This is a genomic window from Spirulina sp. LEGE 11439 (assembly GCF_059821285.1).
On sequence record NZ_JCAMRX010000063.1, the window covers coordinates 20,831 to 34,292 of the forward strand.

17 protein-coding genes are annotated in these 13,462 nt (G+C 45.1%); 7 read left to right on the plus strand and 10 right to left on the minus strand.

Going from position 1 to position 13,462, the window contains the following annotated elements; all coding sequences use genetic code 11:
- Positions 1-45 precede the first annotated feature (45 nt).
- Both AC6RV6_RS26295 and AC6RV6_RS26300 read left to right on the plus strand, forming a co-directional pair.
- A complete protein-coding gene (locus AC6RV6_RS26295; RefSeq protein ID WP_500243857.1) occupies positions 46-537 on the plus strand; it encodes a response regulator in 492 nt (163 codons plus the stop codon).
- Between the two features lie 157 nt (positions 538-694).
- A complete protein-coding gene (locus AC6RV6_RS26300) occupies positions 695-1,075 on the plus strand; it encodes a response regulator (RefSeq protein ID WP_500243858.1) in 381 nt (126 codons plus the stop codon).
- 26 nt (positions 1,076-1,101) lie between these two features.
- On the opposite strand, the gene AC6RV6_RS26305 is transcribed toward AC6RV6_RS26300, so the two are convergent.
- From AC6RV6_RS26305 to AC6RV6_RS26335, 7 genes are all read right to left on the minus strand, one after another.
- Positions 1,102-1,392 (minus strand): hypothetical protein, encoded by a 291-nt coding sequence (locus AC6RV6_RS26305; protein ID WP_500243859.1) that lies wholly within the window; start codon positions 1,390-1,392, stop codon positions 1,102-1,104.
- 109 nt (positions 1,393-1,501) lie between these two features.
- Positions 1,502-2,164: an RNA polymerase sigma factor gene (locus AC6RV6_RS26310; RefSeq protein ID WP_500243860.1), complete on the minus strand. Its 663-nt coding sequence runs from the start codon at positions 2,162-2,164 to the stop codon at positions 1,502-1,504.
- Positions 2,165-2,424: 260 nt separating this feature from the next.
- On the minus strand, positions 2,425-2,952 hold the full coding sequence (locus tag AC6RV6_RS26315) for an anti-sigma factor family protein (RefSeq protein ID WP_500243861.1): 528 nt from the start codon (positions 2,950-2,952) through the stop codon (positions 2,425-2,427).
- Positions 2,953-2,992: 40 nt separating this feature from the next.
- The gene (locus AC6RV6_RS26320; RefSeq protein WP_500243862.1) at positions 2,993-3,664 is read right to left on the minus strand and encodes a sigma-70 family RNA polymerase sigma factor; all 672 of its coding nucleotides are present in this window, start codon (positions 3,662-3,664) and stop codon (positions 2,993-2,995) included.
- A gap of 87 nt (positions 3,665-3,751) precedes the next feature.
- The gene (locus AC6RV6_RS26325) at positions 3,752-4,303 is read right to left on the minus strand and encodes a late competence development ComFB family protein (RefSeq protein ID WP_500243863.1); all 552 of its coding nucleotides are present in this window, start codon (positions 4,301-4,303) and stop codon (positions 3,752-3,754) included.
- Positions 4,304-4,420: 117 nt separating this feature from the next.
- Complete coding sequence (locus tag AC6RV6_RS26330) at positions 4,421-5,284, minus strand: M23 family metallopeptidase (protein WP_500243864.1); 864 nt, start codon at positions 5,282-5,284, stop codon at positions 4,421-4,423.
- A 101-nt stretch (positions 5,285-5,385) separates the two neighbouring features.
- Positions 5,386-5,598 carry an Hfq-related RNA-binding protein gene (locus tag AC6RV6_RS26335; RefSeq protein WP_500243865.1) on the minus strand — a complete coding sequence of 71 codons (213 nt, stop codon included), beginning with the start codon at positions 5,596-5,598 and terminating at the stop codon, positions 5,386-5,388.
- A 102-nt stretch (positions 5,599-5,700) separates the two neighbouring features.
- On the opposite strand from AC6RV6_RS26335, the gene dapF reads away from it, so the two are divergent.
- From dapF to AC6RV6_RS26350, 3 genes are all read left to right on the plus strand, one after another.
- Entirely contained in the window at positions 5,701-6,546 is an 846-nt protein-coding gene (gene dapF, locus AC6RV6_RS26340) for a diaminopimelate epimerase (protein WP_500243866.1), read from the plus strand.
- An 85-nt stretch (positions 6,547-6,631) separates the two neighbouring features.
- Positions 6,632-7,783: a hypothetical protein gene (locus tag AC6RV6_RS26345; protein ID WP_500243867.1), complete on the plus strand. Its 1,152-nt coding sequence runs from the start codon at positions 6,632-6,634 to the stop codon at positions 7,781-7,783.
- 14 nt (positions 7,784-7,797) lie between these two features.
- The gene (locus AC6RV6_RS26350; protein ID WP_500243868.1) at positions 7,798-9,591 is read left to right on the plus strand and encodes a metallophosphoesterase family protein; all 1,794 of its coding nucleotides are present in this window, start codon (positions 7,798-7,800) and stop codon (positions 9,589-9,591) included.
- Positions 9,592-9,673: 82 nt separating this feature from the next.
- On the opposite strand, the gene AC6RV6_RS26355 is transcribed toward AC6RV6_RS26350, so the two are convergent.
- From AC6RV6_RS26355 to AC6RV6_RS26365, 3 genes are all read right to left on the minus strand, one after another.
- Positions 9,674-10,099 carry a GNAT family N-acetyltransferase gene (locus AC6RV6_RS26355; RefSeq protein ID WP_500243869.1) on the minus strand — a complete coding sequence of 142 codons (426 nt, stop codon included), beginning with the start codon at positions 10,097-10,099 and terminating at the stop codon, positions 9,674-9,676.
- Positions 10,096-11,172, minus strand: a complete 1,077-nt coding sequence (csaB, locus tag AC6RV6_RS26360; protein ID WP_500243870.1) for a polysaccharide pyruvyl transferase CsaB — start codon at positions 11,170-11,172, stop codon at positions 10,096-10,098. The genes AC6RV6_RS26355 and csaB overlap by 4 nt, the downstream gene beginning before the upstream one ends.
- A gap of 85 nt (positions 11,173-11,257) precedes the next feature.
- Entirely contained in the window at positions 11,258-11,710 is a 453-nt protein-coding gene (locus AC6RV6_RS26365) for a gamma-glutamylcyclotransferase family protein (RefSeq protein ID WP_500243871.1), read from the minus strand.
- A 138-nt stretch (positions 11,711-11,848) separates the two neighbouring features.
- On the opposite strand from AC6RV6_RS26365, the gene AC6RV6_RS26370 reads away from it, so the two are divergent.
- Together AC6RV6_RS26370 and queC are read left to right on the plus strand one after the other, a co-directional pair.
- On the plus strand, positions 11,849-12,583 hold the full coding sequence (locus tag AC6RV6_RS26370) for a class I SAM-dependent methyltransferase (protein ID WP_500243872.1): 735 nt from the start codon (positions 11,849-11,851) through the stop codon (positions 12,581-12,583).
- 20 nt (positions 12,584-12,603) lie between these two features.
- Positions 12,604-13,311, plus strand: a complete 708-nt coding sequence (gene queC, locus AC6RV6_RS26375; RefSeq protein ID WP_500243873.1) for a 7-cyano-7-deazaguanine synthase QueC — start codon at positions 12,604-12,606, stop codon at positions 13,309-13,311.
- The last annotated feature ends 151 nt before the right edge of the window (positions 13,312-13,462 follow it).

Consider the following 13,462-nt stretch of genomic DNA (forward strand, 5'->3'; position numbering starts at 1 on the left):
GTCGGCAAATTCCTTTAATAACAATCCCTTAATTTAAAACTGGCAATGATCTTTGAGCCAACTTTATCAAGCAACTCCGAAAAGGCATCTTGCGATTTTGCCACAAAAGGCGATGGTCTAAAAGTAACTTGGAAATTCTCAACTTCTCCAACGACAAGGCAGAACAAACATCTCTTACTGATCGATCGCGAAGAAGATCGCCGCCATGTCACAAAAACAGGATTGGAACTCATGACAGATTGGACGATTTGGGGAGCTTGCTCTTATAGTGAAGGACTCAATTTTGCCCAAACTCGCCCCTTTCATGTCATTCTGATTAATTTAGACTCGAACCCTCTCAAAGTTTTACAGCAATTATTGAGTCATCCAAAAACGCAACATATTCCCATTGTTCTGACCATCGATCGCTTGCGCTATTCAGACGTACAGCATTTCAGCCAATTGGGGGTAGCCGGAGCGATCGCCCAGCCTTACGATTGCGTTAACTTGGGAAAGCAGATTGCGTGCTTCTTAAACTGGCAGAGCGATCGCGCTTAGGAAGTCTCATTGTGGGTATTGATATGATTCCATTTAATTGAAGCGAGATGCTTTGATTTAACGGTGGGAGTATGTCAAAATGCCTTGAGTCAGAGAAAATGCTCCCTCGAGTTGCCAAACTCAAAGAGCAACAGCCAAAAGAGGTGGAATCGAGAAGATGACCAAGCGACGAATTTTGATTGTGGATGATGAAGCGGATATTCGAGCCGTTGCTCAGTTGAGCTTGGAAATCAATACTGAATGGGAAGTGCTCACGGCTTCGTCGGGAGCAGAAGGATTAAAAGTGGCACTAGAACAACAACCTGATGCCATTCTCTTGGATGTTATGATGCCGGATTTAGATGGACCGACAACTTGGGAAAAATTGCAAGAAAATCCCACCACTCAAGAAATTCCCGTGATTTTTCTGACGGCTAAGGTGCAAGCTGCGGAGCAAAGGCGCTATGCTCAGCTAGGAGTGAAAGCCGTTCTCACAAAACCTTTCGATCCGGTGCAGCTTGGAGATCGGGTGATTGAGGCTTTGGGGTGGGAATCTTGAATGGAGGGATGACAAGGGGGCTACAATTAAGAGGCTTTCATGGTTTCGGGTTTAGCCGGGGGAAAAGACGCGATTCCTTGGGAAAGCTCCGTTAATGCAGATTCTGATGACTTTTTCGTTAAAGCAGCAGAGGCTTTTTCTAAGACCGTGACTTCGACGTTAACTGCAATTAAATAAGAACCCGCTTGATTTCCCGCACCGTCTGCGATCGCCTCCAATAACTCCGGACGCTCTCCTGTAATCGGATCTCGTAACACGCAGCGATCCCAAGGGTGTTTTGCGTTGGGCTCGAGACTGAGGATATAATGTTTAAGCATGGTTTTAAGATTTATTGAGTTAATTGATTTTTTAGTCAACTCATTCATTATAGAGCATTTCTCCAGCTTTGGGTCGCATCTCGAAAAATTCTTTTCGAGATGATTGCGGTCAAGTCGAATCGCTAGCAACGAGAGCCGATTCAATCCCCTCGACTAACTCGGAATCTCCCAGATAAATCTCGCGGATATCCTCGGGTAAATTGGCTTCAAGCAAGCGATATCCTTGACTGAGACGCTCTTGTACGATAGAGGGAGAGAGGTTTTCACCTTCGGCTTGCAAATAGGCTGCAATGCGAGTTGGACTCCAGCGAAAGGTTTTAGACATGACCAGAATCAAGCGCACGATGGGGGGGAGAATATCGAGGGATTGTTCGAGATAACACCAGAGGGGCGGGGAAGCGGCTTGCAGGCTGTAATTAATCGATTCTACGGGGGGGAGATTGGCTTGATTGATACAAATCGCCGTCATGTTAATCAGCCAATTTTGAAAGGAACTGGATTCTCGCTTGTCGCGATCGCGCAACTCTAACCCGCGCATCTCGTAAAAAATATGTCGCCACGTCAGGGCAAACAGATAATCGCCTTGCACTGGCGATCGCGCCGAGTGAGCAATCAGAGTATAAACAATGGGACTGTAGCGGCAAAAAATAGCAACAAAATACTTACCCTGTTCGGGATGACGCTGAAACAAAGTCAACAAATCGCGATCGCTATACCGAAAAAGCGATTTGACAAGGGAATGATTGCACTCGGGGAAACTCTGGGTTTGCACGATCTCTAGCTACTGCACGCCATTTTTCTTTTTCCATTGTATTAGATAGTTTTCAATCGATCGCTCGGGATTTCAATAAAGGCTCAATCTCTTTGTTTGAGGAATAAGCACTCAGTCGAGCAACAGAGAAAAATGAATACCAACGTAGAGAAATATTCATCGATCGTCTTTCAGAGATATCTTAGAGGTAAGACTTGGGCTTATCTGATTACACGATAATGAATCGAGGTAATCTGGTATACTGGAAAAAGTGAGAATCTTCACTCTTTGATATTGATAACCGCCGCTTTAGGAATCTCCACAACTGGGCGATCGAGGGGAATCATTAAAGTATCGGTTGCTGGGGGAATGCTGACTGCCGGACGATCGAGAGCAATAATTAAGCTCTTGCCGGAGGAATCACTTATAAGAGAGGGTTGGGGATCGGAGTTACGAGCCAAGCGAGGAATAAAGGACGAGTTTCCAGGCAGGAACAGAGAAATTGCGGCTACCGCAGCAGCTGCGATCGCACCGCCACCCAAAATCGCAAAACGGCGAACGCGCCGGAGATCGAGGATTCGCAAAACATTGGCTGTCATTTCCTCCGTCGAACGAGTTGTCGCGGGAATGGGCATTCCTTGAATTCCCTGACGGAGTTTGAGCAGTCGGCGATAGAGACATTGAATTTCCACATCGCTATCCAACCATGTTTGAACTTGTTTGCGTTCGCTGGGGGTCACTTCTCCATCAAAATAAGCACTGAGAAGTTCAAAGCGATCGCGTTCTTGGGAATGGTTTTGCACCTTCATATCATTTCAGTGAACAGTGAATAGTGTACTAGGGGGATATTTAACTGTCCAGATAGGTCTGTAATTGCTCCTGCAACTTGCCTCGGGCGCGAGCGATTCTCGATTTAACCGTTCCGAGGGAAACCCCCGTAATTTCGGCAATTTCCTCATAGGCCAGCCCTTGAATTTCCCGCAGGACGATAGTGGTACGAAATGCCTCGGGCAAATCCGCGATCGCGCCTTGCAGTTCTTCGTAAAATTCTCGGGTCGTCAAATGATCGTCCGGACTGGGAGCATCAGAGGGTAATTCCCACTGCATTTCCCCATCTCCCGTTTTGCGAGGGGCATCTAACGATAAGGGCGTAGCCACGCGCTTGCGCTTGCGGAGTTCGTCATAGAACAGATTGGTCGCAATTCGACTCAACCACCCTTTAAACTTCAGAGGATCCTTCAGACGCTGAATATTACGATAGACGCGAATCCACACTTCTTGAGCCAAATCCGAGCGGTCTTGCCAATCCGGGGCGAGGTGATAGAGAACCTTCTCGACATGGGATTGATAGCGACGCAAGAGTTCGGCAAAAGCAGCTCGTTCTGGCTTCGAGCCGCTTTGACAGCGTAAAATCAAATCGTAATTGGGAATTTTATCCAGAGACACCAGAGTGTGAGGCTCTCCAGCCTCAATTGTAGACCAATGTGCAGAAATCGACTGTGCAGAAATTGATTGACTCATGGGTTTCTCAAAGGAACGCTCTTCATCCTTCCTTCTTTCGAGACCCCATTCGTTCCGGAAAGTTCCAACCCCGCAAAAAATTTGGTTTTATCGTTTCACCGAATCGGTCTCGTACTGAGGAGCATAAGAACCTAAGAGGTTGCTCACTTGTTTGAGAACACCATCGCCGCCGGAAGAAGGTTTGAGTTCTTGTCGATCCTTGCCGTACTCGGGTTTTTCCAAATAGCGGGATATGGCATCGTTAATTTGATCGCCAATTAAACCTTGCAATTCTTCCTTGGCCTTTCTGCGTTGAAAACTGGCTCCTTCTTCCGTAGTGGCATAAAGAGGAGGCAGGCGATTGAGGGCGTAGGCGGCAATATCCCCAACATCTAAAGAGGTATCGCTGCTGGCTTCAATTTCGGCAACGCGGGTGATGGTTTCGCTGAGAACCAGTTCTTCCATGACATTAATGAACTGCTTGCGAGGAACCGCGACGACTTCTCCGGTGAGCAACGATCCCATTAAGCGATCGAGCGCCATATATTCCTCAATCGATAACTCGGAAGCCGTATCGCAAATTCTGCCGACTTCTGCCTCCATTGTTGGCGTTAGATAGCCATCTTTGAGTGCTTGTTCTACGATTTTTTCTATACTCATAATACTCAGAGCCTCAAGTGGGGTTTTCGATAAAATTATCCCTATTTTCTTTAGATATTTCTAGGGTTTCGATTTTTGCAGGAATGAACTCCAACCTCTTTCTGTGGCGACGCTTTCCTATTCTAGTCCTTCAAATCGCCACGGAACCGGATCGATCGCTACGCCATTGACGTAAAGACCCCAGTGGAGGTGAGGACCCGTGGAGGATCCCGTCGAGCCCACCGTCCCGATGCGCTGACCGGCTCTGACTATATCTCCTTCGCGAACGTCAATGCGGTGGAGGTGGAGCATGATGCTTAAAACGCCCTGTCCGTGATCGATGCCGACCGTATTTCCATGAACTCGAAAGCCTTGAGATTCGCGTCCGACGAGAGCAATGCGTCCGGCCGCAGGTGCAACGATAGGGGTTCCCGTTCCTGCAGCATAGTCTACGCCCCGATGATAATAGTCATTCGCAAAAACGCCATTGTAATAGCGGCGCACGCCAAAGACGGTGGAGACTCGACCGTTTGTCGGTTTGAGTAACGCTCCATTCCAGAATTTTTCGGCAGTGACCAATTTTTTAAAGGCAGCGACGCGATCGAGTTCGAGTTGGGTTGCGCCATTGCCTCCCCCGCGCACTCGGATGCGTTGGGTGCTGAAGGAGCGGCCGCGCAATCCGAGGGCGAGATTTCTGGTCTCTCCATCTCCCGAGACGCGAATGTTCAATGTACCCGAGCGATCGAGGGGAGTCGTGGGAATAAAGGCGCGATAGAGATTGGGTCTGAGGTTAAAAGCAGGGAAAGTTTGGTTTCCCATCGTGACTTGCGGGCGATCGCTCGGGTTATCGACTTCGATAAATACGGAAATCGTATCTCCCAATTGGGGATTGCTGGGATTCACCCGCACATCCAAGGATAGGGCTGGTGCGGCAAAGGCGAGAATACTCGCAGCGATTCCGGAGATCAACGAACTTACAGCTAGAGAGGGGTTTTGAGTCATAGATAATTAAGGGAGTGAGGGAGCAAGAGGGAGTTGGGGCGCGAGGGGGAGTGGGAACAATGTTCGTTCTTTCTCTTTATCCCAAATTTAGTCCTCATTTTTCATCCTTCTACAAGTCGATGATAGGCGATCGCGCCCCGCCAGAGAGTTATTGGTCCCGATTCAGTTTCGATACAGATACAAGAAGCATCTTGCCAGAAGACTTTACCGGTTAGGACATCTCCCGTTACTAATTTGAATTCAACATTTTGCTTATCGCGCACGAAACCTTGAATCTGACGAACGCTGGGCAATCCGGTATCAAATTCAGTCATAATTCTAGAGAAAACATGGGATGCTAAGAAAGCAATGGATCTTCATCGATACCGTAGGAATGCTTTTTTCTGCACCCACTCGGCAAATCAAGAATAATTTCCATGACAATTGAGTTTACCAAGTATCACGGATTGGGAAATGATTTTATCTTAATTGATAATCGTCACACTCCCGACCCGCTCATAACTCCCGATCGCGCTATTACTCTGTGCGATCGCCATTTTGGCATTGGGGCGGATGGGGTCATCTTTGCTCTCCCCAAAGTTGAGAATACCGATTACACCATGCGGATTTTTAATTCCGACGGTTCCGAACCGGAGATGTGCGGCAATGGCATTCGCTGTTTGGCGCGTTTTCTGGGGGAATTGGAAGGAGGGGAAACCTCCGGACGGTCTTATCGCATTCACACCCTCGCCGGGACGATTGCGCCACAAATTGAGGCTGGGGGACGAGTAAAAGTCGATATGGGCTTACCGCAACTGCTAGCCAAGGAGATTCCCACCACTTTAACCGATGGCGATCGCCAAGTTATCGCCCAGCCTATTGAGGTTGCGGAACAAACTTGGAGGGCAACCTGCGTGAGTATGGGGAATCCCCACTGTATTATTTTTGTTGAGAATGCTGAGGCTATTGCCCTCGCAAATCTCGGCCCGAAATTCGAGTATCACCCCGCCTTTCCTCAGCGCACCAACACCGAGTTTATTGAAATTGTTAAGAATAATTACTTAAAAATGCGAGTTTGGGAACGGGGAGCGGGGGCCACTCTGGCTTGTGGAACGGGAGCCTGTGCCACGGTAGTAGCGGGAGTGCTCAATGGGAAATGCGATCGCAAAACCACGGTCGAGTTACCGGGAGGATGCTTGGATATTCACTGGGACGAGGAAACCGGGCGCGCTTACATGACCGGACCCGCCGAAAAAGTTTTTAGCGGCAAAGTCAAGTCATGAGTGGTAGATAATCAAAAGGGGTAATCGGTAATTGTTCCTCGATCGCTGATAATTGATCATTGTTCATTGAAAAGGGGAGTGTGGCATGAGCGGAGGTATTTATCTCATTCAAGGCAACGATCGCCTCGTGGCGATGAGTGAGCGACCTTACGATTCGGAAACATTATTACAAGATTTGCTGGACAAGTATCCCAATTTATTGGGACTGGATCGCCCTCACGACGATCGCGTCGGACAAGACTGGTTGATCGTCAAGCGCACGGGAAGCGTTCCCACAGAAGATACTCGCATCGAACGGTGGTCTCTCAATCATCTTTTTCTCGATCGCCAAGGAATTCCCACCTTGGTTGAAGTTCAGCCCGATGATGAGTACGACCTTCGCAAGGAAACCATCGGGCAAATGCTTAACTATGCCGCAAATGCTTCGGTTTACTGGCCGGTAGAATCGATTTTGGAACAGTTTGAAATTAATTGTCGCCATCAAAATCGCGATCCCGAACAAGTTTTTGAGGATTTTCTCGGGGCGGGGGCGGACGAGCGGGAATTTTGGCAGCGCGTGAAAACGAATCTCCAAGCTAGTAAAATTCGCATGATCTTCGTTGCCGATCGCATTCCCCCAGAAGTTCAGCGCGTGGTGGAATTTCTCAACAAGCAAATGGATCCGGCGGAAGTTCTCGCGGTGGAAATCAAACAGTACATCAGCCCGGAAAATGGCATGAAAACTCTCGTTTCTCGTTCCATTGGGCAAACCGTCGAGGCCCGTCAGAAAAAATCCAGCACGACTCGAGAGCGGCGGCGTTGGGACGAACATTCCTTTTTCTCTGAATATCGCGCTCGTTTTGGTGAAGATGAAGCGAAGCTGGTTCGTGAAATTTATGATTGGAGCGATGACATTCCCAATCTTTATTTACAGTGGGCAACAGGGGATACTTATGGGGGATTTGGCGCGAAATTTACGGCGGCCAATCACTTAACAGAATTGTTTTTTGTCGGGATTGATGGCTCAATTCAAATCGGATCTGATGCTTATGCCATTTTGCCCCCCTTTGACCAAGAAGATGAATGGCACGAATTGAGAAATCGCTTGAGTTCGATCGGTTTGGCATTACCAACAGATCCCAGTGAAAAGCGTTTGCCTAATATTCAATTATCAACATTACCCAACGAGGAAGCATTGCGCCCGGTTTTGGGTACATTTGATTGGATTATCGAGCGAGTACGAGAAGCTCATATTTAATTGGGATATAGAGAATGCAATCAAAGTATTCCCAAAGATGGATGAGCGCGATCGCGATCGTGCTTTTTCCTTTTATTGCTGCGTTTTTGTTGGCAGTTTTTTTCGGAATCCGACAGCCTTTAAAAACTACAGAGATCATGATTTCTTCTCAATTATTAAGCGATCCGTTTCTACAATTGCCTACACCCGATTCTGTTCGAGTTGTCTGGTTTACCGAGTTTCTAGGCGACAAACATCGCGTCATATATGGCAATAATTTAGAAAATGAAGTTTTGGCACAGACGACAAAACTGACGCGAGTGCGAGAAGATGCCGACTCTAAAGTTATACCTTCTTATTCACAAACGACTTATCGAGATATTTGGCGACACGAGGCAAAGGTACAGGGATTAACGCGCGATCGCCGCCTTCCTTATCGCGTTGTTTCCACTCGAGAAACAGGAGAAGAAATAAACAGCAATACTTTTTCTCTCTCCTCGACTCCTTCTGCGGGCAAACCCCTCAAGATTTTACTCACTTCCGATCATCAATTAATGCCAATGACGGCAGCAAATTTACAAAAAGTTGAGGAAACAATCGGTAATGTTGATGCGGTTTTTGTTGCAGGAGATTTAATTAATATTCCCGATCGCGCTTCGGAGTGGTTCGATAGTGAGGCGGGAAACTCCTTTTTTCCTGCTCTGCAAGGTCGTGCCAATTATGCTTTAAATAAGAAGGGTATTAAAACTGTTTATAAAGGAGGAGAACTAATTCAACACGCCCCTTTATTTACTGCGATCGGCAATCATGAAGTCATGGGGCGTTTTTCTATGGAAACGGGATTAAATGCTCAATTTAGTGATGCTATTCCTCAAACTAAAGCCGCAGAAAATTATCAAAAATCTAGTGTAGAAGTTAATCCGAGAAACGATCCACAGTTAAAAGAAGCATGGATTAAAGCCAATTCTTTTAATATTGATACTTATCAGGAAATTTTCACGCTTCCTCAAAGCAATTCGGGAGGAGAAAAATATTATGCCGTGACCTTTGGCGATATTCGTTTAGTTGTTTTATACGTTACTAATATTTGGCGATCGCCGACCTTAAAAGATCGGGCGGTAGGTCGTTATCGAGAGCGATCGCAGGATTTAAGCGATCCTGATAAATGGGGCTACGGACAGCATATTTTTGAAACGATTACACCTGACAGCAAACAACATCAATGGTTAGTCAAAGAGCTAGAAAGCCCTGAATTTAAAAACGCTAAATATAAAATTGTTATGTTTCATCATCCTCCCCATACTTTAGGAAAGGATATCGTTCCAGCCTATACCAATCCCCGTCAAACAATTATCTCATCTCCCGATGGAAAAGTCCAGTCCGTGCGCTATGAATACCCATTAGATGATGATTATATTAACCGCTATTTAGAACCTTTATTTAGTAAAGTAGGAGTGCATCTTGTCTATTACGGTCATTCCCATCTCTGGAATCGATTTCAAAATAAACAAGGGGTTAATTTTCTCGAATCTTCTAATGTTGGCAATACTTACGGTGCATATTTAGGAGAGAAAAAACGCCCCATTCCGGAAGAATATCAGGAGACTTACATCGCAGAAGGCGATCCCAATGGTTTAGAGCCAATTATCCCGACAATTGCGCCTTTGCAAGATGAAAATAATCGCAATCTGCCTTATATTTCCAGTAATGATATCTCAGTGTTTAGCATTTTGGATACAGAACAAGGAACGGTAAGCAGTTATCGCTTTGATGCAACTCAACCTGATTCAGATATTATTAAGTTTGATGAATTTTTGTTGCTTCCCTAATGTTCAATTCTCTAATGTTTACCAAAAATATTTTCTCTATTTTCTGTCAGGCCAAATCGTTTCATCATAATTCAATTATATTTTAAATTAATAATCGCAGACGCATAAGAGAAAATCCTGTTTGTTCGTGAACTTTTTCTTCAATACATTTAAAGCCGTATTTTGCATAAAAATCACGCCCAATTTGGTTAGCTGTAAAAACCTCCACATCGAGATTATCTCGTATTGTTTTTGCCTTATCCATTAGTCTGCGTCCAATGCCTTTTCTTTGAAAGTCTGGATGAATGAATATCGCACCGACCTCATTACCAATGAGAGAAATAAAACCAACAACTTGCTCATTTTCTTCGTAAACCCATGTTTCTGTGTTGGGTAAATAAATATTAGAAATATTTTCTCTTTCCGAAGCTAGAAACTCGGGAGTCAGAAAAGGATGCGCGATCGCCGAAGCCTCTGCCCAAGTAATTAATAAGTCTTCCAAATCTCGATCTTTGTACTTGCGAATCATAATTTATTGTTTGCATTTCTGTATTGAGAAAGAATTGTATTGTGCAACAATTCTTCGTGCAGCTTAGCACGATCGCTGAGAGATTCGATTTGTGCCAGATTTAAAGATGTTCCGTTAGCGTAATAGTCCAACCAAGCTCGACAAATAATATTGGGATCGTCGGGAATAGTTTCTAATTCCCAACCGGGTATATTAATCTCTGCCATCAGTTGGCTGACTTTGGGATCGTAACTGAGGGCGAAACAGCGACATTGTTCGGATGCTGCCATAATTAAACCGTGTAAGCGCATGCCAATTGTCATTTCTATTCCTTGAAATAATCCTTTTAATTCTCTGGGATCTTCAAGGGTAATAATACGGGAAACATCTGGGAGTTTTTTGGCGATCGCTTCAGAAATTTCTAAGTCTCGGATAGGCTGGAAAGGAACCAGTAAAATAGTTGCTTCTGTGGCTTTTTGAAAAGAGATGAGGGCGCGAGTTAAGCAGTCGAGACGCTGGGGAGTAAGTTGGGGATGAGGGCGCAAAATAACGGCAACTCTAGGGGCGTGTAAATTGCCTAAACCCGAGTAAGTTTTTGCGTTTAATGCCCAAACCGGATCTGGAGATAATAAGTTTTTAATCTGCCAGTCTGCTAATAGTTGAGCCGAGGCGCGATCGCGGATACTAACGGCTTGACAATAGGAAAGCACTTGTCGAGTTAGCCACTGCGTAATAGGACGCTGAAGGGGTCCGATACCTTGCGCCCAAGCAATCGTTTTTAAACCTCGCTTTTGCGCCAGTGCCATTAAACCGCCATAGTAGAAAGGACTGGCCAAACTGGTAACATCCTGCATTAAACTTCCCCCACCCCAGATAAAATAATCGGACTTTTTCATAGCTCCGAGAATACGAAAAGCTGAAGCGCGATCGCAGCTTTCTATACCGTAACGCTCATAGGTTTGTTGCGGATTGCCCGAGAGCGCGATCGGGGTGACAGACTCGGGCAGCATTTGCAAAAGCGTTGCCAGTAAGGCTTCATCTCCACCATTGCCTTTGCCGTAATAACCGCACAATATCGCTCGAGTCGTTGCCATGAGGAAAGGGTTCTCTCAAAGAGTAAAAACAAAGATAAAGATAACATTTTTTGTGCGAGGAACGGAAAACCGAACAATTTTGAGATTATTTGTCTTGGCCTAAATTCGCGATCGCTCTAATATAATTTTCAGGTAAACCACAACAACGCGCTCCCTTGAGAACATAACCTAAATAATCGGGAGTGGGATATTTTCCTTCTAAAATCATCTCAGAATGCGCTTGGTAAGTATAAGTTTTGGCGATCGCACCATCTTCTAACTGAGGTGCAACCCAAATGCGATTGTAATTCGTCGGGCAGCCTTCATAACCGTCCATTGCTTGTAAATCTTCTGCGCTCAAGTTTACAATAATACCCCAAACACAACGAGTGGGATGCGGGACGATATTCGCTGCGACGATATAGTTCTGCGATCGCTTATTAAAACGCAATTCTCGATTGGGAAGGAATGCTAGATGATAAGTCCCACACCAAGAAGGAGCGCGACTTTGCAAGCGTTGGAGATCGAGGTTCGATCCATACATAAATACTGAATACATGGATGATTGATTGTTTGAATTAAACAACTTTTTTGGCTCTGGCTAAAATACCTTACAATCTGACAATTATATCGAGAGTAGAGTATTCTTTTCTCTGTTGTACTTTAAAATTGAATGAAATAAATAACTAATAAAAAAATGTCCGATCGCATTACAGAACACTATTGCAATATATCCAATCATTACAACGAATTATGGACTTATTCCTCAGAATTTATCAAAGCGATCGCGCAAGCAATTTGCGATCGCCTGCAAGCAAATATTAGCGATCGTATCGTCGATCTCGGCGGAGGAACAGGAATATATGCTAAAGCGCTCGACCAATTATTACAACCCAATCATAAAATCATCTGCGTCGATCCCTCTCGAGAAATGCTCGCTCGCATCAACTCACAACGGATTGAACCGCTTTGTCACGATGCCATTTCCTTTAGCGAGAAACAGGAAAACTATAATAAAATTTTTATGAAAGAAGTCATTCATCATATTATCGAAAAAGACCGTTTATTTCACAATCTTTATCGACAATTGCCCACTGGAGGAATTTTTCTCTTACTCCTACTTCCTCCAACTATTGAGTATCCTTTATTTGCAGACGCATTGAAAATATACGAACAAAATCAACCCAATTATCGCGACTTGGCAACGAAACTGGAAGTCACAGGATTTAAAGTCTCAATCGATTTGGTTGATTATCCCGTTACTATCGATCGCGATCGCTATCTTAAAATGGTTAAAATGCGTTATATGTCTCTATTGTCTCGTTTTACCGATGAGGAACTTGCACAAGGCATTGCAGAAATCAAAGAAAAGTATCCTCATCCTATTTTCCACTTTAACGATCGCTTTGTTTTTATCACTGCAATAAAATAACTGAAAATACAACACCCCATATGAAAAAAGCAATTGTTTTATTGTCCGGAGGACTAGATTCTGCGACTAGCACCGCGATCGCAATTTCCGAAGGATACCAGCTTACTGCCCTATCTTTTCGCTACGGTCAAAAACATGAAAAAGAAATTGAAGCTGCAAAGGAAATTGCGGCTTATTTCAACATTCAAGATCACTTCACGATTGATGTTGACTTAGCACAATGGGGGGGATCCTCTCTCACGGATTCTACTTTAAATTTACCCAAAGATGGCATCCAACCCAATATTATTCCTTCTACTTACGTCCCCGGCAGAAATACCGTATTTATTGCGATTGCTCTGTCCTTAGCAGAAGCCAAAGAAGCTGAAGCCATTTATCTCGGAATTAACGCGATCGATTATTCCGGCTATCCCGATTGTCGTCCCGAATATTTGCAAGCCTATCAAACTTTAGCGGCTCTTGCTTCCAAAGCAGGATTAGCAGGAAAAACACCGCAATTAATCGCCCCTCTCGTGCAAGATTCCAAAGTTGATATTGTTAAACGCGCCCTAGAATTAAACGTACCGATCGCTTTAACATGGTCTTGCTATCAAGGGGGAGAAAAACCTTGTGGTTTATGCGATTCTTGTCGAATTCGCGATCGCGCCCTCATCACCGCCGGACATCCGGAATTAAGCACCGCGATCGGTCTAAAATTGTACGCCCACGATAAAGATGCGATCGGGTAAATATTCCCTTATTGACTTCACTCCTACAAAAAAGCCCCCCCATCTGGGAGGCTTTAATTAGATTGTCCTAGCGGAGACAAATCTTAAATTAACTTCGCAACCTAGCCGTTGATAACAGGAGCTTGCAGAGCAACCGGAGCAGATTCACCCG

Bases quoted from the DNA above. Each gene is read 5' to 3' on its own strand.
- AC6RV6_RS26345 (WP_500243867.1), top strand. From the start codon at position 6,632: ATGAGCGGAGGTATTTATCTCATTCAAGGCAACGATCGCCTCGTGGCG.
- queC (WP_500243873.1), top strand. From the start codon at position 12,604: ATGAAAAAAGCAATTGTTTTATTGTCCGGAGGACTAGATTCTGCGACT.
- AC6RV6_RS26295 (WP_500243857.1), top strand. From the start codon at position 46: ATGATCTTTGAGCCAACTTTATCAAGCAACTCCGAAAAGGCATCTTGC.
- AC6RV6_RS26370 (WP_500243872.1), top strand. From the start codon at position 11,849: ATGTCCGATCGCATTACAGAACACTATTGCAATATATCCAATCATTAC.
- AC6RV6_RS26305 (WP_500243859.1), bottom strand. From the start codon at position 1,392: ATGCTTAAACATTATATCCTCAGTCTCGAGCCCAACGCAAAACACCCT.
- AC6RV6_RS26330 (WP_500243864.1), bottom strand. From the start codon at position 5,284: ATGACTCAAAACCCCTCTCTAGCTGTAAGTTCGTTGATCTCCGGAATC.
- AC6RV6_RS26320 (WP_500243862.1), bottom strand. From the start codon at position 3,664: ATGAGTCAATCAATTTCTGCACAGTCGATTTCTGCACATTGGTCTACA.
- AC6RV6_RS26355 (WP_500243869.1), bottom strand. From the start codon at position 10,099: ATGATTCGCAAGTACAAAGATCGAGATTTGGAAGACTTATTAATTACT.
- AC6RV6_RS26335 (WP_500243865.1), bottom strand. From the start codon at position 5,598: ATGACTGAATTTGATACCGGATTGCCCAGCGTTCGTCAGATTCAAGGT.
- AC6RV6_RS26315 (WP_500243861.1), bottom strand. From the start codon at position 2,952: ATGAAGGTGCAAAACCATTCCCAAGAACGCGATCGCTTTGAACTTCTC.
- AC6RV6_RS26350 (WP_500243868.1), top strand. From the start codon at position 7,798: ATGCAATCAAAGTATTCCCAAAGATGGATGAGCGCGATCGCGATCGTG.
- AC6RV6_RS26365 (WP_500243871.1), bottom strand. From the start codon at position 11,710: ATGTATTCAGTATTTATGTATGGATCGAACCTCGATCTCCAACGCTTG.
- dapF (WP_500243866.1), top strand. From the start codon at position 5,701: ATGACAATTGAGTTTACCAAGTATCACGGATTGGGAAATGATTTTATC.
- AC6RV6_RS26325 (WP_500243863.1), bottom strand. From the start codon at position 4,303: ATGAGTATAGAAAAAATCGTAGAACAAGCACTCAAAGATGGCTATCTA.
- csaB (WP_500243870.1), bottom strand. From the start codon at position 11,172: ATGGCAACGACTCGAGCGATATTGTGCGGTTATTACGGCAAAGGCAAT.
- AC6RV6_RS26300 (WP_500243858.1), top strand. From the start codon at position 695: ATGACCAAGCGACGAATTTTGATTGTGGATGATGAAGCGGATATTCGA.